20 protein-coding genes and 1 tRNA gene are annotated in these 21,963 nt (G+C 69.8%); 7 read left to right on the forward strand and 14 right to left on the reverse strand.

The window, feature by feature from the left end:
• The first annotated feature begins 115 nt into the window (after positions 1-115).
• Positions 116-823, forward strand: a complete 708-nt coding sequence (locus tag OG555_RS27815; protein WP_329475497.1) for a hypothetical protein — start codon at positions 116-118, stop codon at positions 821-823.
• 66 nt (positions 824-889) lie between these two features.
• Here OG555_RS27815 and OG555_RS27820 read toward each other — a convergent pair whose 3' ends face one another.
• The 6 genes from OG555_RS27820 to OG555_RS27845 all read right to left on the reverse strand — a co-directional run bounded on the left by OG555_RS27820 (position 890) and on the right by OG555_RS27845 (position 7,653).
• Positions 890-2,329, reverse strand: a complete 1,440-nt coding sequence (locus OG555_RS27820; RefSeq protein WP_329475498.1) for a carboxyl transferase domain-containing protein — start codon at positions 2,327-2,329, stop codon at positions 890-892.
• Positions 2,330-2,402: 73 nt separating this feature from the next.
• Entirely contained in the window at positions 2,403-3,638 is a 1,236-nt protein-coding gene (fabF, locus tag OG555_RS27825; RefSeq protein ID WP_329475499.1) for a beta-ketoacyl-ACP synthase II, read from the reverse strand.
• A gap of 114 nt (positions 3,639-3,752) precedes the next feature.
• Positions 3,753-4,001 carry an acyl carrier protein gene (locus tag OG555_RS27830; RefSeq protein WP_130446978.1) on the reverse strand — a complete coding sequence of 83 codons (249 nt, stop codon included), beginning with the start codon at positions 3,999-4,001 and terminating at the stop codon, positions 3,753-3,755.
• A gap of 78 nt (positions 4,002-4,079) precedes the next feature.
• Complete coding sequence (locus tag OG555_RS27835; protein WP_329475500.1) at positions 4,080-5,075, reverse strand: beta-ketoacyl-ACP synthase III; 996 nt, start codon at positions 5,073-5,075, stop codon at positions 4,080-4,082.
• 106 nt (positions 5,076-5,181) lie between these two features.
• Positions 5,182-6,375 carry an acyltransferase domain-containing protein gene (locus tag OG555_RS27840; RefSeq protein ID WP_329475501.1) on the reverse strand — a complete coding sequence of 398 codons (1,194 nt, stop codon included), beginning with the start codon at positions 6,373-6,375 and terminating at the stop codon, positions 5,182-5,184.
• 78 nt (positions 6,376-6,453) lie between these two features.
• On the reverse strand, positions 6,454-7,653 hold the full coding sequence (locus OG555_RS27845) for a PucR family transcriptional regulator (RefSeq protein WP_329475502.1): 1,200 nt from the start codon (positions 7,651-7,653) through the stop codon (positions 6,454-6,456).
• A 128-nt stretch (positions 7,654-7,781) separates the two neighbouring features.
• Here OG555_RS27845 and OG555_RS27850 point away from each other — a divergent pair, with 128 nt between their 5' ends.
• Entirely contained in the window at positions 7,782-8,825 is a 1,044-nt protein-coding gene (locus OG555_RS27850; protein WP_329475503.1) for a PHP domain-containing protein, read from the forward strand.
• Positions 8,822-9,832 carry a pirin family protein gene (locus OG555_RS27855; protein ID WP_329475504.1) on the forward strand — a complete coding sequence of 337 codons (1,011 nt, stop codon included), beginning with the start codon at positions 8,822-8,824 and terminating at the stop codon, positions 9,830-9,832. The genes OG555_RS27850 and OG555_RS27855 overlap by 4 nt, the downstream gene beginning before the upstream one ends.
• Here the strand turns inward: OG555_RS27855 and OG555_RS27860 are convergent.
• Both OG555_RS27860 and OG555_RS27865 read right to left on the reverse strand, forming a co-directional pair.
• Positions 9,798-10,331 (reverse strand): hypothetical protein, encoded by a 534-nt coding sequence (locus OG555_RS27860; protein WP_329475505.1) that lies wholly within the window; start codon positions 10,329-10,331, stop codon positions 9,798-9,800. The genes OG555_RS27855 and OG555_RS27860 overlap by 35 nt on opposite strands.
• 73 nt (positions 10,332-10,404) lie before the next feature.
• Positions 10,405-10,935 (reverse strand): MarR family winged helix-turn-helix transcriptional regulator, encoded by a 531-nt coding sequence (locus tag OG555_RS27865; RefSeq protein ID WP_329475506.1) that lies wholly within the window; start codon positions 10,933-10,935, stop codon positions 10,405-10,407.
• Between the two features lie 60 nt (positions 10,936-10,995).
• Between OG555_RS27865 and OG555_RS27870 the strand changes: the two genes are divergently transcribed.
• Positions 10,996-12,024 (forward strand): alpha/beta hydrolase, encoded by a 1,029-nt coding sequence (locus OG555_RS27870; RefSeq protein WP_329475507.1) that lies wholly within the window; start codon positions 10,996-10,998, stop codon positions 12,022-12,024.
• A gap of 523 nt (positions 12,025-12,547) precedes the next feature.
• Here OG555_RS27870 and OG555_RS27875 read toward each other — a convergent pair.
• The 5 genes from OG555_RS27875 to aceE all read right to left on the reverse strand — a co-directional run bounded on the left by OG555_RS27875 (position 12,548) and on the right by aceE (position 19,093).
• Positions 12,548-14,167, reverse strand: coding sequence for a helix-turn-helix transcriptional regulator (locus OG555_RS27875; protein ID WP_329475508.1), 1,620 nt, complete (start codon positions 14,165-14,167; stop codon positions 12,548-12,550).
• 34 nt (positions 14,168-14,201) lie between these two features.
• On the reverse strand, positions 14,202-15,287 hold the full coding sequence (locus tag OG555_RS27880) for a flavin-containing monooxygenase (RefSeq protein ID WP_329475509.1): 1,086 nt from the start codon (positions 15,285-15,287) through the stop codon (positions 14,202-14,204).
• Positions 15,284-15,589, reverse strand: a complete 306-nt coding sequence (locus OG555_RS27885) for a hypothetical protein (protein ID WP_329475510.1) — start codon at positions 15,587-15,589, stop codon at positions 15,284-15,286. Before OG555_RS27885 ends, OG555_RS27880 begins: the two co-directional genes overlap by 4 nt.
• A 104-nt stretch (positions 15,590-15,693) precedes the next feature.
• A complete protein-coding gene (locus tag OG555_RS27890) occupies positions 15,694-16,215 on the reverse strand; it encodes a GNAT family N-acetyltransferase (RefSeq protein WP_329475511.1) in 522 nt (173 codons plus the stop codon).
• Positions 16,216-16,321: 106 nt separating this feature from the next.
• On the reverse strand, positions 16,322-19,093 hold the full coding sequence (aceE, locus tag OG555_RS27895) for a pyruvate dehydrogenase (acetyl-transferring), homodimeric type (RefSeq protein WP_442914450.1): 2,772 nt from the start codon (positions 19,091-19,093) through the stop codon (positions 16,322-16,324).
• A 254-nt stretch (positions 19,094-19,347) separates the two neighbouring features.
• On the opposite strand from aceE, the gene OG555_RS27900 reads away from it, so the two are divergent.
• The 3 genes from OG555_RS27900 (at position 19,348) to OG555_RS27910 (ending at position 20,353) form a co-directional block, all read left to right on the forward strand.
• Positions 19,348-19,791: a DUF3052 domain-containing protein gene (locus OG555_RS27900; protein WP_329475512.1), complete on the forward strand. Its 444-nt coding sequence runs from the start codon at positions 19,348-19,350 to the stop codon at positions 19,789-19,791.
• A 1-nt stretch (position 19,792) separates the two neighbouring features.
• On the forward strand, positions 19,793-20,260 hold the full coding sequence (locus OG555_RS27905; RefSeq protein WP_329475513.1) for a peroxiredoxin: 468 nt from the start codon (positions 19,793-19,795) through the stop codon (positions 20,258-20,260).
• Between the two features lie 21 nt (positions 20,261-20,281).
• A tRNA-Val gene (locus OG555_RS27910) sits at positions 20,282-20,353 on the forward strand.
• Here the strand turns inward: OG555_RS27910 and OG555_RS27915 are convergent.
• Positions 20,313-21,956, reverse strand: a complete 1,644-nt coding sequence (locus OG555_RS27915; RefSeq protein ID WP_329484884.1) for a carboxylesterase/lipase family protein — start codon at positions 21,954-21,956, stop codon at positions 20,313-20,315. The genes OG555_RS27910 and OG555_RS27915 overlap by 41 nt on opposite strands.
• Positions 21,957-21,963: the final 7 nt, after the last annotated feature.

Consider the following 21,963-nt stretch of genomic DNA (forward strand, 5'->3'; position numbering starts at 1 on the left):
GTCACACAACAGCGGCCGCACCACGTGAAGGGCGCGGACCTCAGGGTCCGCGCCCTTCGTGCGTCGTGACCAAACCGCCGCTGACGTGGGCGGATGTCCGACCTATGGTGGGTCGATGGAGTGGATCCTCGTGGTCTTGGCGGGTGGGGCGTTGGTCGGAGCTGGGCGGCAACTGCTGGTACGGCGGGCCGCCCGGAAGGTCGACTCGGAGGAGCTGGCTCAGATCGAGCGGTTGGCCGGGGAGGACGTGACGGAGTTCGGGGAGGAGCTGGCCCGGCTGGGGGAGCGGGTGCAGGCGGACGACTTGGACGCGGACGGGCGGCTCGACTATCAACGGGCGCTGGCGGCGTACGAGGCGGCACAGCAGGCTCTTGCCAAGCTCCGATCGGCGAACGACGTCAGTACGATCACGGACACGCTCGCCACCGGGCGGTACGCGATCGTCTGCGTGCGCGCGCGGAGTGCTGGTCAGCCGGTGCCGGTGCGTCGGGTGCCGTGCTTCTTCAACCCGCAGCACGGCCCGTCGACCACAGACGTCGTCTGGAACCAGCCGAAGCACGGGACCCGCAGGATCGCGGTCTGTGCACAGGACGCGGCGCGGCTGCACGAGGGCGAGGAGCCCGAGGTCCGCATGGTTGTCATCGGCAACCGCCGGGTCCCGTACTGGGAGGCGGGCAAGGCGGTCCTGCCCTACAGCTCGGGCTATTTCGCCCAGGGCGGCGGCGCCCAGTACATCTCCGAGGCGAAGATCACGGGTCCGCTTCATCGGATCGCCGACGGCGGCATGGCCAACGGAATGGGCGACATCGGCCCCGGGCTGTAGCGTCCGCCGGCGTCAGGGGACACCGGCGTCGGCCGTTGGTCCGGCGGGCCACGGCGGGTGGCGCGGCTACAGGGGGATGTTGCCGTGCTGTCCGCGGACCGTGCCGGTGGACTCGGCCTTCGCGATGGCGGTGGCCAGGGCTGAGCGGGTCCGTTCAGGAACGACGACCTCGTCGACGACGCCGATCTCGCGGGCCCGGTCGAGGCCGCCGGCGATCTTCTCGTGTTCGGCGGCGAGTTCCGCCTCGACCTTGGGGCGGAGCTCAGGGTCGACCTCGGCCAGCTTGCGCCGGTGCAGGACCCGAACCGCGGCCACCGCACCCATCACGGCGACCTCGGCCCGCGGCCACGCGAACACCCGGGTCGCGCCCAGCGATCGTGCGTTCATCGCGATGTACGCCCCGCCGTACGTCTTCCGCGTCACCAGCGTCACCCGCGGTACGACGGCTTCCGCGAAGGCATGGAGCAGCTTGGCACCACGCCGTACGACGCCGTCCCACTCCTGACCGACACCCGGCAGATACCCGGGTACGTCGACCAGCACGACCAGCGGGACCCCGAACGCATCGCACATCCGGACGAACCGCGATGCCTTCTCCGCCGACAAGGCGTCCAGGCAACCACCCAGCCGGAGCGGATTGTTGGCGATCACGCCGACCGTCCGCCCACCGAGCCGGCCGAGCGTGGTGACGATGTTCGGCGCCCACCGTTGATGCAGTTCGACGGAGGAGTCCTCGTCGAGCACCCCTCCGACCAGCGGATGGACGTCGTACGCACGCTTGGCCGACTCCGGCAGGAATCCGGACAGATCCGTGTCCGGAACGTCCGTGCAGACCGTGCCCTGGTTCGCGAGCAGGTCCGTGAGCTGCCGGGCCCGCTCGATGGCCGCGGCCTCGGAGTCGGTGGTGATGTGGACGACGCCGGACCGCCGCCCGTGCGGCTCTGGCCCGCCGAGGCGGAGCATATCGACGTCCTCACCGGTGACCGAGCGGACCACGTCCGGGCCGGTGACGAAGATGCGGCCCTCGGGACCGAGGATGACGATGTCGGTCAGCGCCGGGCCGTACGCCGCTCCGCCCGCGGCCGGACCGAGGACGACCGAGATCTGCGGGATCTTGCCCGACGCCTGGGTCATCGCGTAGAAGATCTTGCCGACCGCGTGCAGGCTGAGCACGCCCTCGGCCAGCCGGGCGCCACCGGAGTGCCACAGGCCGATGATCGGCACCTGCTCCTGCCGCGCGACCTCGTACGCCTTGACCACCACGTCGCAGCCCTCGTCGCCCATCGCACCACCCATCACCGTGGCGTCGGAGCAGAACGCGATGACCGGTGCCCCCGCGACCGTCCCGCGCGCCGCGATCATCCCGGACAGGTTGTCCGGCGTGATCAGCTCCAGGCTGTCCGGGTCGAGCAGGTTCGTCAGCCGGGTGACCGGGTTGCGCGGGTCCTGCTCGCGGGGCAGCTTGGTGGGTTTCGGCGGTGCGGGTGCTGCGGGGGCGGTGGTCATGGCGTCCTCCGGGGGAGAAGGGAACTGCTGGGAGTGCTGCTAGACCGTCTTGCTGCTCATACCGTCTTGCTGCTCATACTGTCTTGAAGGCGATGGCGGCGTTGTGGCCACCGAAGCCGAACGAGTTGTTCAGCGCCGCGAGGTCCCCGTCGGCCAGTTTGCGCTGCTCCGTCGCGACGTCCAGGTCGATCTGGTCGTCGAGCTTGTCCACGTTGATCGTCGGCGGCACCACCCGGTGGTGCAGGGCGAGCACGGTCGCGATCGACTCGACCGCACCGGCCGCGCCGAGCAGGTGGCCGATCATCGACTTCGGCGCGGTGGCGACCGCATGGTCGGCGTCCTTGCCGAGCGCCAGCCGGATCGCCAGCGACTCCGCGATGTCGCCCTGCGGGGTCGAGGTGGCGTGCGCGTTGATGTGGAAGATGTCGGCCGGGGTGAGGTCGCCCTCGACCAGCGCCCGCTCCATCGCCCGGCGTGCACCGGAACCGGTCGGGTCCGGCTGCGCGATGTCGTGACCGTCGGCGGAGATCCCCGCTCCGGCCAGTTCGGCGTAGATCTTCGCGCCCCGCGCCTTCGCGTGCTCGTACGACTCCAGCACCAGGACCCCGGCGCCCTCACCGAGTAGGAAGCCGTCGCGGTCCACGTCCCACGGACGGGAGGCGCGCTCCGGCTCGTCGTTGCGCTTGCTCAGCGCCATCATCTGGCCGAACGCCGCCAGCGGCAGGGCCATGATCACGCCCTCGGTGCCACCGGCCAGTACGACGTCTGCGCGGCCGAGCCGGATCTGGTCCAGGCCGAGCGCGATCGCCTCGTTGCCGGAGGCACAGGCGGACACGGGGGCGTGCACACCGGCCTTCGCGCCGAACTCCAGGCTCACGTACGCCGCGGCCGAGTTCGGCATCAGCATCGGGATCGCCAGCGGCGACACCCGGCGGGGGTTGGTCTTCAGCGCGTCGTAGTTCGTCAGGGTGGTGCCCAGGCCGCCGATGCCGGCAGCGACCGCGACGCCGAGCCGCTCCTTGTCCAGTCCGGAGTCCGCCAGGCCGGCGTCGGCCCACGCCTCACGGGCGGCGACCACGGCCAGCTGGGCGTTCCGGTCCAGGCGACGGGCCTTCACCCGCTCGAGCACGTCGGTCGGATCGACCGCGGCCGGGGCTGCGATCTGGACCGCGAGGTTCTGCACCCAATCCTCGGTCAGCCGCCGGGCGCCGGAGCGACCGGCCAGCAGGCCTTCCCAGGTGCTGGACACGTCACCCCCGAGCGGGGTGGTGGCTCCGAGCCCGGTGATCACGACTCGGGTCTTCGACATCTTTACCTCATCCTTTGCGAGAGATCGGGGACAGGAGCGAGGGGTGGGTGCGCCGGTGCTGGTGTTCATCGGACCTGGGCCCGATGAACACCGGCCAGCACGGGTACGGCGGTGTCAGCCGTTCTGGGCGCGCTCGATGAACGCGACCGCGTCGCCGACGGTCTTCAGGTTCTTCACCTCGTCGTCGGGGATCTTCACGTCGAACTTCTCCTCGGCGGCCACGACGACCTCCACCATGGAGAGCGAGTCGACGTCGAGGTCGTCGGTGAAGGACTTGTCCAGCTGGACGTCCTCGACCGGGATGCCGGCGATCTCGTTCACGATCTCGGCGAGGTTGGAACGGATCTCTTCGGTGCTGGCCATCTTCTCGGTTTCCCTTTCGGATTCTCTTGGCTGACTACAGCCGGGCCGGCCACCTGAGCCGCCCCGGACAACTATGGGCTACGGGAGGCGGATCACTTGCGCGGCGTACACCAGGCCGGCGCCGAAGCCGATGATCAGCGCGACGTCGCCGCTCTTCGCCTCGCCGGACTCGCGCATCGCGGTGATCGCGAGCGGGATCGACGCGGCCGAGGTGTTGCCCTGCCGCTCGATGTCGCGGGCCACCTTGATGTGCTCGGGCAGCTTGAGCGCCCGGCGCATCGCGTCGGTGATCCGCATGTTCGCCTGGTGCGGCACGAACAGGTCGAGGTCGTCGGCCTTCACGCCGGCCACGTCGAGCGCCTGCTGTGCGGTCTTCGCCATCTCGAACGACGCCCACCGGAACACCGGGTTGCCGTCCATCGTGAGGTGCGGCCACTGGTAGCTCCCGGCCGCCTCCTGCCACGACTCCTTCTGGCTGATCACCTTGTGCTGCGTGCCGTCGGAACCCCACACGACCGGGCCGATGCCCGGCTCGTCGGTCGGGCCTACCACTGCCGCACCCGCGCCGTCGGCGAAAATGAACGCCGTCCCGCGGTCGGTCCGGTCGGTGATGTCGCTGAGTCGCTCGACCCCGATCGCCAGCACGTACTTCGCACTGCCACCGCGGACCATGTCGTTGGCCATCGCGATGCCGTAGCAGAAGCCGGCGCAGGCCGCGGAGATGTCGAACGCGGCCGCGGTCGGCGCGCCCACACCGACGGCGACCTGGGTCGCGATCGCGGGAGTCTGGTACAGGTGCGTGACGGTGGCGACGATGACGCAGCCGATCTGGGCCGGGTCGATCCCGGACTCGGCCAGCGCGTCCTTGGCCGCGTTCACCGACATCATCAGGACGGTCTCGTCGTCGCTGGCCCAGCGCCGTTCCTTGATCCCGGACCGGGTCTGGATCCACTCGTCGCTGGAGTCGATCTGCTCGAGGATCTCCGAGTTCGGTACGACGCGCCGCGGCCGATACGACCCGATACCTAGGATCCCCGCGTACGCCGTACCCGTCGAAGGAGTAATCGTGGTCATGGGGCCTCCCGGCCTGGACTGAGGAGCGGAGGGAGCGAAGCGACTGGAGCGACGAGGGAAGGCCGGGAGCCAAGGCCCCATGACCCCCGCGCCGGAGGCGCGGAAATCATGCACTGCCTCCGTTGGGGTGCAGGCGGACCAGCGGCTGACCGGGGGCGACCGGGTCGCCTTCTTCGACGAGCCACTCGACGACGATGCCGCCGTGCGGGGCCTTCACGTCGAGCTCGTCGCGCAGGCTCTTCACCTTTGCGACCACCTCGCCGGTCTCGACGGTGTCACCGGACTCGCGGCGGACCTGGTCGGTGCGGGTGAAGGTGCCCTTCATCGGTGCGACCAGCAGCCGCCACGTCGGCGAGGCGTCGATCTCGGACGGGCTGCCGTGCTTGTCCACGAACGCGCGGGCGTCGTCGAGCTGGTCCGGCGTCTTGAGCGCGAACGTCTCGGCGCCCTTCAGCGCCCGGCGCGCGATGCCGGTCAGCGTGCCGGCCGGCGGCAACTCGAGGATGCCGGTCACCTGGAGATCGGCCATCGTCTGCATGCACAGATCCCAGCGGACCGGTGCGTTGACCTGCGTGACGAGCCGCCGCAGCACGTCCTGGCCATCGTGCACGACCTGGCCGTCGCGGTTCGAGATCAGGCGGGTCCGCGGGTCGTGGGTGCTGATCGCGGTCGCGTACTTCGCCAGCGTCTGGACCGCGGGCTCCATGTGCCGGGTGTGGAACGCGCCGGCGACCGACAGCGGGATCAGCCGGGTCTTGGCCGGCGGGTCCGCGGCCAGTGCGGCCAGTTCCTCGACCGTGCCGGCGGCGACGATCTGGCCGGGGCCGTTGTCGTTCGCCGGGGTCAGGCCGTGCTCGGCCAGCTTGGCCAGGACCTCGTCCCGGTCGCCGCCGAGAACGGCGGTCATCGACGTCGCGGTCTGGGTCGCCGCGGCGGCCATCGCCTTCCCGCGCTCGCGGACCAGCACCATCGCCTGCTCGGCCGTGAGTACGCCGGTGCCCGCCGCGGCCGCGATCTCGCCGACGCTGTGCCCCGCGACGGCGCCGACCTTGGAGAAGGCGTCCGCCGGGTGCGGGATCACCGCCAGCGCGGCCAGCAGGCTGGACGCGACCAGCAGCGGCTGCGCGATCGCGGTGTCCCGGATCGTGTCGGCGTCGGCCTGGGTGCCGTAGTGGGCGAGGTCGAGGCCGGCCACCGCGGAGAGCCAGTTGAGCCGGCTCTCGAAGGTGGGGTCTTCCAGCCACGGCTCGAGGAATCCTGGGGTCTGGGCACCCTGACCGGGCGCGACGATGACGAGCACGTGACAACTCTCCCTCAGGCGGGCCTGTTCCGACCCGGGAAGCAGCACGAATTCTACCGGGCAACACTTGTAGGGATCCTACAAAACGTAGCTTCCCGGCTCAGGATTGAGCAAGCGGCCCAAGGCCAGTGCGACACGAAGTGTGAAAGCGTCTCGCGGGTCCAGCGGGTTGTAACCCGTGATATCGCCCACACGCTTCAATCGGTACCGGACGGTGTTGGCGTGGATGAACATCGCCCGGGCGGTCGCCTCGATCGAGCCGCCGGAGTCCAGGTACGCCGAAACCGTGTCGAGCAGTACTCCTTCGCCTACGGTAAGTGGGCCATACACCTCGGTGGCGAGCTGGCGGCGGGCGTGACCGTCTCCGGAGAGTGACCGTTCGGGCAGCAGTTCGTCGGCCTGGACCGGTCGCGGCGCACCTGGCCAGGCAGGTGCCGCGCGGAGCCCGGCGACGGCCGCCCGAGCCGACGTCACGGCCGCCATCAGGTCTTTCACGATCGGCCCGACGACAATCGGTCCGGGTCCGAAGAAGTGCGCCAGTTTTTGTACGATCTCCACAGGTTTGCTCGTCCCGCCGAGCACCACCACGAGGCGGTCGCCCTGCATCGCACACAGCGCGTCGGCGCCCGCCTCGCGAGCCGCGTGCCGGACCGCGTCGGCCACGTTGGTGGTCCCTTCCGGGGCCCGCCCGACCACGACGGCGACCTCCGCGGATCCCGCCGTACCGGCGGCTCCGGACCAGCCGAGGGCGGAGGCGCGGGAGCGGACCGACTCGTCCGCCTCGCCGCGGATCACCGAGTCGACGACGAGCGCCTCGAGTCGCGCGTCCCAGGCGCCGCGCATCTCGGCGGCCTGTGCGTAGACGGTGGCGGCGGCGAAGGCGACCTCGCGGGCGTAGCGCTGGATCGCGCCGTGGACCATCGGGATGTCCTCGGCCGGGAGCAGGTCGCCGACGGTGTCCTCGATCGTCTCGATCGTGGTACGCACCAGGTCGACGGTCTGGTGCAGCGAGATCACCCGGGTGAACTCCCGCGGCGCCGAGCCGAAGATCCGGGTCGGCATCGACGAGTGCGCGTCGGGGTCGCGGAACCATTCGACGAACGCCGTGATGCCGGACTGTGCGACCAAGCCGATCCAGGACCGGTCCTGGGCGGACAGCTTCCCGAACCACGGCAGGTTCGCTTCCATCGCCGCCATGGCCGCAGTGGCGAGCGCCCCGGTCGCGTTCTGCAACCGCTCCGCTCGCGCGAGATGCGCTTCGGCCGTCCGCTGTGCCACGCCCCGACCTTAGCTCTCCGGACCGCCACGCCATCACAATCGCGGACCTGGCGCGCGGCCCCGGCGTGGGCGGTCTCGACGGACGCATTTGTGATGGCCTGGGCGTCCGCACTGCCATGATGGACGGCATGAGTGACAAGGCTGGGGTTGCTGACGCGGTGGCGGCGTTGCGGGCGATCGGGTACTACCTCGAGCGCGACCAGCAGCCGACGCATCGGGTCAAGGCGTACCGGCGCGCGGCCGACACCATCGCGGCACTGCCGGCGGCCGAGGTGCGCGCCCGCCGCCGAGCCGGGACGCTGACCGAGTTGCCGGGGATCGGGCCGAAGACCGAGGCCGTCATCCTCGAGGCGATGGACGGCGCGACCCCGTCGTACCTGGTCAAGCTGGAGGAGGCCGCGGGCGCGCTGACCACCGCCGGTACGGCGATGCGCGCGGAGTTGAAGGCCGATCTGCACTTGCACTCGGAGTGGTCCGACGGCGGCAGCCCGATCGAGGAGATGGCGCGGACGGCGCATCGCCTGGGCCACCAGTATCTGGCCCTGACCGACCACTCGCCGCGGCTCACCGTCGCGAACGGACTGTCCCGCGAGCGCCGCCTGCAGCAACTCGAGGTCGTTGCCGAGCTCAACAAAAGGCTGCAGGACGAGCTGGACGGGTTCACCATCCTGAACGGGATCGAGGTGGACATCCTCGAGGACGGCTCCCTGGACAGCGACACCGAGATCCTCGCCCGGCTCGACGTCGTGGTCGCCAGCGTGCACTCCAAGCTGCGGATGGCCGCCGAGCCGATGACCGAGCGGATGGTCCGCGCGATCGCGAATCCGCACGTCGACATCCTCGGCCACTGCACCGGCCGACTGATCACCGGCGGCCGCGGCACCCGGCCGGAGTCCGAGTTCGACGCCGAGGTGGTGTTCGAGGCGTGCCGCCAGTTCGGTACGGCGGTCGAGATCAACTCCCGGCCGGAGCGTCTCGACCCACCCAAGCGTCTGCTGTCTCTCGCGGTCGAGACCGGATGCATGTTCTCGATCGACACCGACGCCCACGCTCCCGGCCAGCTCGACTGGCAGGTCTACGGCTGCGAACGCGCCGAGGACTGTGGCGTCACTCCCGACCGCGTCATCAACACCTGGGATCAGCGGCAACTCGTGGAATGGACAGCGTCATGAGCGATCTGGAGAAGGATCCGGCTGAGGTCGTCAGCACGTGTGGGGACGGGGACGGGCCGACGCTGGAGTTGCTGGAGCCGCGCGAGGTGGTGCTCGGGCGGACGACGAAAGTACGGCGCCTGTTGCCGAACAAGGACCGCCGGATGGTCGGGGCGTGGTGCTTCGTCGACCACTACGGACCGGACGATCTCAGACACCGGGTCGACTCGTACGACGTACCGGGGGAGCGGGGAATGCTGGTCCCGCCGCATCCGCACACGAGTCTGCAGACCGTCAGCTGGTTGTTCGAGGGTGAGATCGAGCATCGCGACAGCGTCGGGTCGCATGCGTTCGTGCGGCCGGCCGAGCTCAACATCATGACCGCCGGCAACGGCATCGCACACTCGGAGGTGTCGACGCCGGACGCGCCGCCGATGCTGCACGGCGCCCAGTTGTGGGTTGCGCTGCCGGACTCCGCACGGACGACGGTCGCCCCCGCCTTCAACGCGTACGCCGATCTGCCGGCCCTCGATTTCGACGGCGCTCATGCCACCGTGATGATCGGCACGGTTGCCGGCGTCACCTCACCCGCACCGACTTACACCCCACTCGTCGGTGCCGACATCACGATCGACCCCGGCCGCACGTTGTCGTTGCCGCTGACGCCGTCCAACGAGTACGCCGTACTGATCGTCGACGGCTCGCTCTCGGTCGGGGACCTGGCACCGGGCTTCGGTGAGATGGCCTACCTCGGCGATCGCCGGGAGTCGGTCGAACTGGTTGCCTCCGACAACGGTGTCCGCTTCCTCCTGCTCGGCGGCGAGCCGTTCGAGGAGGAGTTGGTGATGTGGTGGAACTTCATCGGCCGTTCGCACGAGGAGATCGTCGCCGCCCGCGACGCCTGGCAGTCCGCCATCGCCGCGCACGGCAACGACCGCTTCCCGCTGGTGCCCGGGTACGACGGCGATCCGCTGCCGGCCCCGGCGTTGCCGGCTATCGCGCTGAAACCACGGCCGCGGGCGCGCTGACCCGGCGCCGGTAGTAGGCCCAGGTGACCACGAGGAGGGCTGGACCCCACAAGTACAGCGGGGCGTAGCACGTGATCATCAGCGCCTTCCATCCCGGGCTGGAGAACGGGATGAAGTGGTCGGTGAACACGTCGCGGAAGGCGAACGTCCAGATGGCGATCAGGGACAGCGATCCCAGGACGGCCGGGACGATGGCGGCGTACGGGTGGACGCGGCGGCCGCCGATGAGCGGGAGCCACCCGGGCGCGATCTCACCCCAGCGCTGGACCAGGCCGAGCGCGGTCAGCGCGACGAGTTCGGAGAAGATCGTCAGGCAGACGACGTACACCTTCCCGCCGAAACCGACGAGGTAGGCCGGCTGGCCGTCGGTGCCGAGCATGCCCATCGACGATCCGAAGACCAGCCCGAGCCGCCACAGCCCGGACGGCAACGTCAGGAACGGGATCGCGTGTGCCAGGCGGTAAGCCCAGCGGGGGACGGGACGCTCAGTCGTATTCACCCTCCGAGCATCCGGTGTGGCCCTCCGTCCACACCTCACTCGCCAGAGTGAATCGGGTCCCTCTGGAGAGCGTTCAGCCCCGGGCCTGCGGCACCCTCATGAGCTCAGAGCCGTCCGCTTCGGCGGCCAGCACCACCTTGCGGAGCAGCTTCGTCATGGTCTGCCGCTCCCGCTCCGACAGCGGCGACAGAAGGGTGTGCTCCGCGTCGGCCTGCGAACCGATCGCCGACTCCCATGCACGCTGACCCTGCTGCGTCAGGACGACGACTACGCTGCGCCGGTCGGTCTCGTCGCGGCTGCGGTCCACCAGCCCCGCGCGGGTCAGCCGGTCGAGGCGGTTGGTCAGCGTCGCCGGGTGCGTGTCGAGCGCGACCGCCAACGCGGTCGGCGTCACCCGGTACGGCGGGCCGGCCGCCCGCAACTGCCACAGAATTTCGTACTCCCACGCGCGCAGCCCATGCTCCTCGAGCGCCTCGGCCCGGCGTTGCCGCAGATGGCGGACCAGCATCTGCATCCGCGTGACGATCCCCTCGATCTCGTCGTCGAGGTCCGGCACCTCGTCCCGCCAGTACGCGATATGCCGATCGATCGAGTCCTCAGCCACGCCCGCCAGCCTACTACGAATTCATATACTATGATTTCAAAATAACCACTTGAGGAGGCCATGCTTGTGCCGGACGTTCTCGAGCTGACCGGCCGGATCGACGAAGGAGTCCTCGACAGCCACCTGTTGCGTGGCAACCGGCTGGGCGATCCGCACCAGCGACCCATCTGGGTCTACACACCACCCGGGTACGACGGCGGCACCGACCGCTACCCGGTCGTCTACCTGCTCCTCGGGTACGGCGGCACGCTGCCGCTGTGGCGCAACCGGATGCCGTACCGCCGACCTGTCCCGGAGCTGATCGACCTCCTGTTCGCCCACGGCGACGCCCCGCCGATGATCGTGGTCTACGTCGACGCGTTCACGAAGTACGGCGGGAGCCAGTACGTCGACTCGCCCGGCACCGGCCGGTATCACTCGTACCTGTGTGACGAGGTGGTGCCCTGGGTCGACGCCCGGTACCGAACCGTTGCCGACCGCAACCATCGGGCGATCGCCGGCAAGTCGAGCGGCGGACTGGGCGCGATGATCACGTCGATGCTGCGGCCGGACCTGTTCGCTGCCTTCGCGACCCACTCGGGCGATGCGCTGTCCGAGGCGCAGTACATCCCGCACTTTCTCTGGGCGGTCCGCCACCTGCGCGCGTATGACGGCGACATCCTGCGGTGGTGGAGCGACTTCTCCGAGCGGGTCGCCTTCACCAAGCCCGAAGACGAGCGGTTGCTCGAGCTGCTCGGCGTATCGGCCTGCTTCTCGCCTGCCCCGGATGGCACGCCCCGACTGCCGTTCGATCCCCGGACGGGTGCGCTGCGACCGGAGGAGTGGGCGCGCTGGCTGCGCTGGGATCCGGTCCGGATGGCGTCCGGCCACGCCGAGGCACTCCGGTCCCAGCGGGCGATCTGGATCGACGCCGGCACGAGCGACGAGTGGTTCCTCGACCTGGGCGCCGAGGCGTTCCGTCGTACCCTCACCGAGGTCGGGGTCCGCGATGAGAACGTGCATTTCGAACTCTTCGACGGTGGGCATCGCGCGGTCGAGTATCGCCAGCCTCTCGCGATCGCCTGGCTCGCTCATCGCCTCGCGTCTTAGTGCAGGTGCTCAGGGTGTGCGCGTCCGGGGCGCAGTCGGGTCGTCCGCCTCAATGAACGTTCACAGGGGGCCCAAGGCCGCCATCCAAGGATCGTGCCCGAAGTCGGTCGACTCGTGAGTTGGCTTGTCCGCAGGCGACAGGTCGACAGGACGTGTCCGGGTCTGATGGTGCAACGCACGCTCAGGTGACCGGCCGTTGCCACTTCAGTGGACGTATACGTCCTGTCGAGCTGCACGCTCCCTCGTCGCCTGGACGGGTGTGGATGCCGTTGCCCGCTTGGGGATCCCGACATCCTCGTGCACCCGCAGGTTGTCCTGCCACAACTGTGCGAGCTCGTCTTCTCGCTCATGATCAACCCGCCGGCACCGGCGTCGCGCTCGGCCTGCCCCAGTCAGTCCCGCCCCCGCGGGTCTCGGTCAGATCGAAGTCAGCACGACGAGCGGGATGGAGAACAGCAGTCCTTCGCGACCTGACCAACCGGGTGAGCGCGCTGGAGGTTGTCTTGAAGGACGTGGTTGCATCTCAGAGGAGGTCGTGGTCGTGGGCGTAGGCGGCCGCGGCGGTGCGGGAGGGGACGTCGAGCTTGCCGAAGATGTTGGTGAGATGACGGGCGACGGTCTTGTCGCTGAGCACGAGCTGATGGGCGATCTCGGTGTTGCTGTTGCCTGCAGCAACCAAGCGGAGGACCTCGAGCTCGCGCCCGGTGAGACCGCCGGCCGTCTCGCGGTGCAGCAGTCGCTCCACCTCCTGCCGGGCCGGGATCGCGCCGAGCTCGCCGAAGGTCCGGGCGGCCGAGGTCAGCTCGGCGGTCGCGGAGTCCTCGTCACCGAGCAGCCGGAACGACCGTCCGACCAGCACCTTCGCCCGCGCGACCTCGTACGGCGCCTGAAGCCCACTCCACTGTTGGGTCGCCGCCCGGGCCTGGGGCAGCGCGTCGTCCGGATCGCCACCCGCCAACGCCACCGAGGCCAGGCAGTACGCCGCCGACGCACGCAATCCTCCACACCCGAAGCCGGTGGCGATCGCAGCCAACTCGGCCGCGGCCGCGGAGGCCTCGTCGGGGTACCCACCAGCGAGCAGCACCTCCACCGCTCCCGCGAGCAGCCGCGACCGGTGCACGTCGCCACCGGTCTCACCCAGCAACCGCCGTACGGCGGCAACGGCACCGGGTACGCGACCCCGGGCCAGCAACAGCAGGGCTCGACCCGGCTGCGGCTCGTAGCCGAACCCCGCCGCCTGGTCATAGGCCGTCTCGGCCGACTGGAATTCGCCACGGATCCGCAGTACGTCGCCGCACTCGCTCAAGGCGAGCCCGGCGGCCGTCTGCGCACCTGACGCCGCATAGCGACGGCACGCGTCGTCGAACTCCGCCAACGCCTCCCCGTAGGCGCCGTGCAGTCGCAGGATCTGACCTCGATGTACGGCGCACTGCCCGGTGAACGGGACCAGGTCCGGCTGGGTGTCGCACCAGCGGGTCAGCGCAGCCGTCCACGCCGACGCGCGAGCGAAGTCCTGCACCTCCTGGCAGCCTTCGATCATCGCGCAGTACACGTTGCCCGCGAAGATCGGCGAGAGTTCACCCGCGGCGACCCCGACCATCGCCTCGTCCAGCAGGGCCAGCCCTTCCGGCACCCGGCCGGAGTACATCAGCAGCCGCCCCTGACAGACCAGCCCCTGCGCGAGCAGGTCGGGATCGCCGAACCGGCGCGCCACCTCGACGATCTGCTCGCCCGCCCGCAACGCCCCGGGGAAGTCGCCCTGGTCCAGGCGCCGGAAGAAGTCGTGGATCCGCAGGTAGCCCCGCTCCACCACGTCCTCGGGCTGGTCCGCCAGCAACCGCTCTGCGCGGGCCGCCCAGCCGGTGCCGATGGCCACCTCACCCCTGGTGTTGAGGACCAGTGCGAGCCAGAAGGCGAACCGAACCGCGCCCAAGGTGTCGCCGTCGTCGATCTGGAGGCGGTAGCCGCGCTGGAGCGCGCGGATGCAGGCGTCGACGTCACCGACCAGGTACGCCGCGGTGGCGAGGGTTTCCAGATCGCCGGCGCTCAGGCTGGCGTTCGACGACAGCCGGTCGTAGGCGGTCGCCCAGTCGCGCCGTTCGAACGCCGCCCTGGCCCGCTCCAGATCGTCGACGATCCCCATCAGATGCCCCTCTCCGCGAGCATGCACGCCGCGCTCAGGCGGCGGCAAGACTTCGGTCGGCGCGGGATCGGGCCGCGATGCGGTTGGCGACGTACGCCGCGTCCCGGCCGACCCCGGGCAGGGTCATCGAAGCGAAGGCGTACTGGAAGGACAGACCACAGAAGTACAGGCCGGGGACGTCCGCGGCCACCCCGCGCAGCTCGCGCGGCCAGCCATCCTCGCCGGTGACCGGGGCCTTGATCCAGTCGAACACCTGGCGGAAGCCGGTGGCCCAGATCACGTTCGCCACCTCCAGCACCCGGCCGTCGCCCAGCACCGGCAGGCCGTCCTGAACGCCGGTCACCCGGTCGTGGACCCGCTCGACCCCTCGCGCGAGCAGGTCCGCCCGCTTGACCCTGATCATCGGGCCACCGTGGAAGCGCAGTTCCTCCATCGCCGCGCGGGCGATCGGCGACCTCCGCGTGACCAGGTGCCGGCCGACGAACAGGAAGACCGGCCAGAAGAGGCCCTGACCTCGCTGGCCGGGCCGGATCGGGAGCTGTCCGGGGTCGCGACCGCAGAGCACGGTCTTGTGCGTCTCCGCGACCTCGTAGGCGATGTCGCAGCCGGAATGGGACGCGCCGACCACCAGCACCGGTCCGCGCTTCAGCTGCCCCGGCCGGCGGTACTCGCTGGAGTGCAGTTGCCGGATCGCCGGATCGAGGTCGACCGCGAAGTCCGGCAGGCTCGGCGTCCGGCCGAAGGTTCCGGTCGCGACGACGACGTTGTCGGCCAGGATCCGCTCGCTGCCCACGTCCACGGCCCACCGGCCGTCCACGCGTTCGAGCGTGTCCACCCGGGTGCTGGACCGGATCGGCAGGTCGAAGTGGGCGGCGTACGACTCGAGATAGTCGGCGACCTCGTCCTTGCCGGGGTAGTTCCACCGCTCGCCGGGGAACGGTAGTCCGGGCAGGCCGTCGTACTTGGCTGGAGTGAAGAGCCTGAGGGTGTCCCACTGGGCCCGCCACTGGTCGCCGACCCGGGCGTTGCCGTCCAGGATGACGAAGGATTGACCAAGCTTGCGCAGGTGGTAGCCGGTGGACAGTCCGGCCTGTCCGGCGCCGATGACGATGGTGTTCATGCGAGCCTCCGCTCGTCTGGTACGACGCCGCGCGGGCCAGTGCGGTAGCGCAGCCACCACAGCAGCATCAGCGCGGACGTCACGACGTAGAAGCCGTGCAGGGCCCAGATCGGCCCCGCCGGCAGGTGCACCACGTAGATGCAGTGGACGGCGTTGCCGACGTTGGCCAGGACGAGGTTCGCCGGGCTGTACGACCTGAGGTCGCGGGTCCGGAGCGCCTTGATCACCATCGGCAGCGCGCTCGACGCGAAGAGGATGGTGGACACCGTCCCCGCGAGCAGAGCAACGCTTGCGCCAGTCATGCCACCGACGCTAGGGATCCGGGCCCGCCCGCCGCGTCGGACGGACTACGCAACCTACCCCGCCCGTTCCTACGAGGTTTGTCGTACGCCGGATCGACGGGGTGTCAGAGCTCGATCCAGTAGCGGCGGGTGGTACCCAGCCAGGTCTCGCGGATGTCCTCCAGGACGCCGCTGTTGCGCTCGATCGTCTTCGCCGACGCGGTGTTGTCGTCGTCGCAGGTGACCAGGACCCGATCCATGCCGCGCTTGCGGGCTCGGTCCAGCACCTCGCCGAGTGCCCACGCCGCCAGCCCGCGACCCCGTGCCGACGGACGGACGCCGTACCCGATGTGACCGCCGCCCTCGCGCAACCTGTCGGTCAACCCGTGCCGGAGCGTGATCGCGCCAAGGTAGTTGCCGTCCTCAACGATCCACCAGTACGTCGCGTGCACCCGATCGGGGGCGAGCGCACGAGAGTCGTCGCTCTGCCGGCGCAACCGCTCGACCCACACGGCGAACCCTTCGACCGTGGTCAGGTCGTCCGCCTCCCATACTCCGGCGCCGTCCTGGGACGCGTCGCCCCACTCGCGTGACGACTCCAACCAGGAGTCCCGCAGTTCGACGGTCGGCTCGATGAGATCAGGCATGGTCCGAGGGTAGGGCCGGTCCAGGCGGCGATCCCACCGAGTTTCCCCGCGAAGACGAGGGCCGCTCACCCCGGTGGGGTGAGCGGCCCTCAGGAAGCCGGCCGGGTCAGGCGCCGGCGCCCTCCTGCTTGACGCCGGCGACCGCGGTCGGGTCGTCGATGCGGTACTTGCGGGCCGCCTCGGCGGCGACCTCCGGCTTGACGTCCCCGCGCTTGGCCAGGATCTCCAGCGTGGCGACGACGATCGACTCGGCGTCCACCTGGAAGTGGCGCCGCGCCGCGGCCCGGGTGTCGGCCAGGCCCCAGCCGTCGGTCCCGAGCGAGGTGTAGTCGTTCGGCACCCAGCGCGAGATCTGGTCCTGCACCGCGCGCATGAAGTCGCTGACCGCGACCACCGGACCCTGGGTGTCCTTCAACTGCTCGGTGATGAACGGCACCTGCTCCGGCTCCTCCGGGTGCAGCAGGTTGTGCTGCTCGGCCGCCACGGCGTCCCGGCGCAGCTCGTTCCACGAAGTGACCGACCAGATGTCGGCGGCCACCGAGTACTCCTCGGCGAGGATCTGCTGGGCCTTGCGGACCCACGGCAGCGCGACCCCGGACCCGAGCAGCTGCACCCGCGGTACGTCGTCACCCTCGGCGGTCTCGTACTGGTTGAAGCGGTACATGCCCTTGAGCAGTGCCGCGACATCGAGGTTCTCCGGCTCGGCCGGCTGCGGGACCGGCTCGTTGTACACGGTGAGGTAGTAGAAGACGTCCTCGCCGAACGGCTTGTCCTTGTCCAGACCGTAGCCGTACATCCGGCGCAGGCCGTCCTTCACGATGTGCGCGACCTCGTAGGCGAAGCCCGGGTCGTAGTGCACCGCCGCCGGGTTGGTCGAGGCGAGCAGCGGCGAGTGGCCGTCCGCGTGCTGCAGTCCCTCACCGGTCAGCGTCGTACGGCCGGCGGTGGCACCCACCAGGAAGCCGCGGCCGAGCTGGTCGCCCAGCGCCCAGAGCGAGTCACCGGTCCGCTGGAACCCGAACATCGAGTAGAAGATGTAGAACGGGATCATCGGCTCGCCGTGCGTCGCGTACGCCGTACCGGCCGCGATCATCGAACCCATCGCGCCGGCCTCGCTGATGCCCTCGTGCAGCAACTGGCCCTGCTCGGACTCCTTGTAGGACAGCAGCAGGTTGCGGTCGACGGCCTCGTACTGCTGCCCGTGCGGCGAGTAGATCTTGGCCGTCGGGAACATCGAGTCCATGCCGAACGTGCGGTACTCGTCCGGGGCGATCGGGACGATCCGCTGGCCGATCTCCGGGTCCTTCATCAGGTCGCGGAACAGCCGGACCAGCGCCATCGTGGTCGCCACCGGCGAGTTGCTGCCCTTGGCCAGCGGCTTGTAGACGTCGTCGCCCGGCAGCTTCAGCGAGGTCTTCGGCGCCACCCGCCGCTGCGGCAGCGAACCGCCGAGCTGCTGGCGCCGATCCATCATGTACTGGTACTCCGGCGAGTCGGTGCCGGGGTGGAAGTACGGCGGGTTGTACGCGTCCTCGAGGGCGGAGTCCTCGATCGGCAGGTAGAGCCGGTCGCGGAACGCCTTCAGGTCGTCCGAGGTCAGCTTCTTCATCTGGTGGGTCGCGTTGCGGCCCTCCAGCGCCTCGATCGTCCAGCCCTTGATGGTCTGGGCCAGGATCACCGTCGGCTGCCCGACGTGCTCGGTCGCGCTCTTGAAGGCGGCGTACACCTTGCGGTAGTCGTGACCGCCGCGGGGCAGCTTGCGCAGGTCCTCGTCGGACAGGTTGCTGACCATCTGCTGGAGCCGCTGGTCGCCGCCGAAGAAGTTGTTCCGGATGTACTCGCCGGACTCGACCGAGTAGGTCTGGAACTGACCGTCCGGCGTGGTGTTCATCTTGTTCACCAGGGCGCCGTCGTGGTCCTGCGCGAGCAGCGCGTCCCACTCCCGGCCCCAGATCACCTTGATGACGTTCCAGCCGGCGCCGCGGAAGTACGCCTCCAGCTCCTGGATCACCTTGCCGTTGCCGCGGACGGGACCGTCCAGCTGCTGCAGGTTGCAGTTGATCACGAAGGTGAGGTTGTCCAGCTCCTCGCGGGCGGCCAGGCCGATCGCGCCGAGCGACTCCGGCTCACCCATCTCGCCGTCACCGAGGAAGGCCCAGACGTGCTGCTGGCTGGTGTCCTTGATGCCGCGGTGGTGCAGGTACCGGTTGAAGCGCGCCTGGTAGATCGAGTTCAGCGCGGCCAGACCCATCGAGACGGTCGGGAACTCCCAGAAGTCCGGCATCAACCGCGGGTGCGGGTACGACGACAGGCCGTTGTGCGGACCGCGGGACACCTCCTGGCGGAAACCGTCCAGCTGGTCGGCGGACAGCCGGCCCTCGAGGAACGCCCGCGCGTACATCCCGGGGGAGGCGTGACCCTGGATGAAGATCTGGTCGCCGCCGCCGGGGTGGTCCTTGCCGCGGAAGAAGTGGTTGAAACCGACCTCGTACAGGCTGGCCGCGGACTGGTAGGTGGCGATGTGGCCGCCGACCTCGAGGCCCTTGCGGTTGGCCTTGCTCACCATCACCGCGGCGTTCCACCGGATGAAGGCCCGGATCCGGCGCTCGATGTGCTCGTCGCCGGGGAACCACGGCTCCCGCTCGGGCGGGATCGAGTTGATGTAGTCGGTGCTCCGCAGCGCGGGCACCCCGACCTGTCGCTCCCGGGCCCGCTCGATCAGCTTGAGCATCAGGTAGCGCGCTCGCGCCTTGCCCCGTTCGTCCAGGACGGCGTCGAGCGATTCGACCCACTCGCGCGTCTCGTCGGGGTCGATGTCGGGGAGCTGGGTGGGCATCCCCTCGGTGATGATGGCTGGTGGTTCGTGTCCGGAAGCCACGGTGTCCTGCCGTTCTCTCTGGTTGTCTTCACCGCAATCCTGTCACCTGTTCGGAATGCGTTCTACTTCGCCTTCCACAGGGGCCTGAATCCGGTCTCCCGCGCGTGATGTGAGCGGACACGGTCCGTACCCACCACGCGGATACCGGACACGTCACGGATCCCTGGTGCATACTTGCGCGACGCGGTACGTCACGATGGACTATCGCTACTGAAACCTACCCCCGGGCAGACGGGGACCACGGAGGAGGACACGTGAGCGCGACCGCGGACCACGCGGACGGCAAGAGCGGGGTGCCGAACATGGCGTCCCGGCTCGGCCTGGAGGCCGGCTGGGTCGTTCAGGAGATCGGGTACGACGACGACAGCGACGACGACTTCCGCGATGCGATCCGGGCGATCACCGGGGAGGCGTTCGTCGACGACGAGACCGACGAGGTCGTGGACGTCGTACTGCTCTGGTTCCGCGAGGACGACGGAGACCTGGTCGACGCCTTCTTCGACATCCTCACCGACCTGAAGGCCGGCGGGGTCGTCTGGCTGCTGACGCCCAAGGTCGGGCGGGACGGCTACGTCGAGACGAGCGACATCGCCGAGGCCGCTCCCGTCGCGGGGCTGTCCACGACGAGCACGCTGAGCGTGACGGACGACTGGTCGGCGACCAAACTGGTGGTGCCGAAGTCGGGCCGCCGAGGCTGAGGTGGCCGCTGCCGTCGGCAGCCCGGCACCGGACTTCACTGCCCGCAACCAGCACGGCGAGCAGGTGCGGCTGAGCGACTACGCCGGCCGGCGGGACGTCGTACTGGTCTTCTATCCGTACGCCTTCAGTCAGGTCTGCACGAGTGAGCTGGCCGCGCTGCGAGACCGGCCGGAACTGCTCGCGGCGGCCGAGTTCCTGGCGATCTCGTGCGACCCGATGTACACCCTGCGGGCGTACGCCGACGCGCAGAAGCTCGAGTTCGGTCTGCTCAGCGACTTCTGGCCGCACGGGGCGATCGCCTCGGCGTACGGCGTCTTCGACGCGGACCGCGGCTGCGCCGTCCGCGGCACCTTCGTGGTGGACCGGACCGGCGTCATCCGCTGGTCCGTCGTCAACCCGATCCCCGAGGCCCGCGACCTGGACGACTACGCGGCGGTACTGGCAAGTCTGGCCGGCGATCTCGGGTAGACTCCTCCGGTCGTTTGATCCGGGCGGATAGCTCAGCGGTAGAGCGCTTCCCTTACAAGGAAGATGTCGGGGGTTCGAATCCCTCTTCGCCCACCTTCAGCAGCGGTAGGGGTGCGAAAGCGTGCCCGGCCCACAGGCGGCGGGACAGGTCCTCGGGGTACGGCGTGACGGTGAGTTCGGAGCCGAAGACCGCGACCAGCCGTTGGGTCACGTCGTACGCCGCCCAGCCTGGATCGCCGGAGTGGGCGAAGGCGGTCCACGCCGTACGGAAGTGCCGCGAGACCTGCTCCGCGGCAGCGAGTGGTTCGGCGTCGAGCAGGAAGCCGAGCAAGGCTCCCTGCGTGGCGCCGAACACCAGCGGAGAGTCGAGGCCATGGCACGCGCCGAGCCCGGCGTCCGGCCAGGCCAGCTCATAGGCGTACGCGCGGCCTCCGCCGGCGACCTGTGCTTCGGCCAGCCGATGGCTCGGCATCCGGAAAAGCCAGTCGGAGTGGACCAGCTCGTAGAGCCGCTCCGCGCTCGCGTTCGGGTAGGCCTCGCGGTAGCCATCCGGCGCGAGCATCCGCGCAGCCGTCGCGGCGTCCTCGTCGGTGAGGTTGCCGAGGCGGCCGTCGGCCGCGAGGAGCAGGCGGTACTCGTCCCGGGTGTGGCCCGCGATCAGGTCGACGTCGCGGCCTGCACCGGCGGCCAGGGCCTCGAACGGCGTCCGGGACAAGACCTCGCCGTCGACGACCGGCGCGAACGGGATCTTCATGTAGGCGGCTGTGCCCCAGCGTTCGACCTGCGCGACCATCGCGGTGTTCATGGCGTCCCCGGCGGCGACGATGTCGGCCGTCGGGACCCCACGCAGGTCGTCGGCGGTCGGCCTGCGGCCCAGCCGAGCGGCGATCGCCGTCATCAGGTCGGCGGCCAGCGATGCAGAGAAGTACGTCCCGGGGGCACTCTGCGCGATGGCCCGGCGGAACAGACCGACCGCGCGGGGCATCGCGAGGAGTGCGGCGATCGAGCCGGCGCCGGCCGACTGTCCGAACACGGTCACCTGAGCCGGGTCGCCGCCGAACGCGGCGATATTCGCGCGCATCCACTCCAACGCGGCGACCTGGTCGAGCAGACCACGGTTCGCCGGAGCGCCTTGCAGCAGCCCGAAGCCGTCGACACCGACCCGGTGGTTGAACGTCACCAGGACGACCCCACCCTCGCCGGCCAGCCGTGCTCCGTCGTACGTCGGATCGCCGGACTGCCCGAACTGGTAGCCACCGCCATGGATCCACACCATCACCGGGAGCGCGGCCCCCGTCCCGGGCTGCGGACACCAGACGTTCACCGTCAGCCAGTCGTCGCCGCTGACCGGGTTCGACGACGGCCCGAAGATCATCGACTCCGGCGGAGGCGGCCCGAACGAGGCCGCCGCGCGGACTCCGTCCCAGACCTCGGCCGCCTGCGGGGCTGCGAACCGCAGCTCGCCCACCGGGGGTTTGGCGAACGGGATGCCACGGAAGACCGCGAGGCCGTTCTCGATGCTTCCCCGCACCAGTCCGGTGGTCGTGCGGACCACATCCGGGCCCCTGTCGATCATGGGCACCATGCTCTCGCGTGGCCGCAGGATCCGTCGCGGAGGTTTTGAGCCGCGGGCCGTATCGGAACCGGCCGACACTCGTTGTGATCGGTGTCGGTGATCGATGGAATTCTTAACCATCGGCTGG

Source organism: Kribbella sp. NBC_01484, from assembly GCF_036227145.1.
Lineage (GTDB): Bacteria > Actinomycetota > Actinomycetes > Propionibacteriales > Kribbellaceae > Kribbella.

What these genes read in the sequence shown, in the direction of transcription:
- OG555_RS27815 (WP_329475497.1), top strand. Translation starts at nt 116, where the DNA reads ATGGAGTGGATCCTCGTGGTCTTGGCGGGTGGGGCGTTGGTCGGAGCT.
- OG555_RS27820 (WP_329475498.1), bottom strand. Translation starts at nt 2,329, where the DNA reads ATGACCACCGCCCCCGCAGCACCCGCACCGCCGAAACCCACCAAGCTG.
- fabF (WP_329475499.1), bottom strand. Translation starts at nt 3,638, where the DNA reads ATGTCGAAGACCCGAGTCGTGATCACCGGGCTCGGAGCCACCACCCCG.
- OG555_RS27830 (WP_130446978.1), bottom strand. Translation starts at nt 4,001, where the DNA reads ATGGCCAGCACCGAAGAGATCCGTTCCAACCTCGCCGAGATCGTGAAC.
- OG555_RS27835 (WP_329475500.1), bottom strand. Translation starts at nt 5,075, where the DNA reads ATGACCACGATTACTCCTTCGACGGGTACGGCGTACGCGGGGATCCTA.
- OG555_RS27850 (WP_329475503.1), top strand. Translation starts at nt 7,782, where the DNA reads ATGAGTGACAAGGCTGGGGTTGCTGACGCGGTGGCGGCGTTGCGGGCG.
- OG555_RS27855 (WP_329475504.1), top strand. Translation starts at nt 8,822, where the DNA reads ATGAGCGATCTGGAGAAGGATCCGGCTGAGGTCGTCAGCACGTGTGGG.
- OG555_RS27870 (WP_329475507.1), top strand. Translation starts at nt 10,996, where the DNA reads ATGCTTGTGCCGGACGTTCTCGAGCTGACCGGCCGGATCGACGAAGGA.
- OG555_RS27875 (WP_329475508.1), bottom strand. Translation starts at nt 14,167, where the DNA reads ATGGGGATCGTCGACGATCTGGAGCGGGCCAGGGCGGCGTTCGAACGG.
- OG555_RS27880 (WP_329475509.1), bottom strand. Translation starts at nt 15,287, where the DNA reads ATGAACACCATCGTCATCGGCGCCGGACAGGCCGGACTGTCCACCGGC.
- OG555_RS27885 (WP_329475510.1), bottom strand. Translation starts at nt 15,589, where the DNA reads ATGACTGGCGCAAGCGTTGCTCTGCTCGCGGGGACGGTGTCCACCATC.
- OG555_RS27890 (WP_329475511.1), bottom strand. Translation starts at nt 16,215, where the DNA reads ATGCCTGATCTCATCGAGCCGACCGTCGAACTGCGGGACTCCTGGTTG.
- OG555_RS27915 (WP_329484884.1), bottom strand. Translation starts at nt 21,956, where the DNA reads ATGGTTAAGAATTCCATCGATCACCGACACCGATCACAACGAGTGTCG.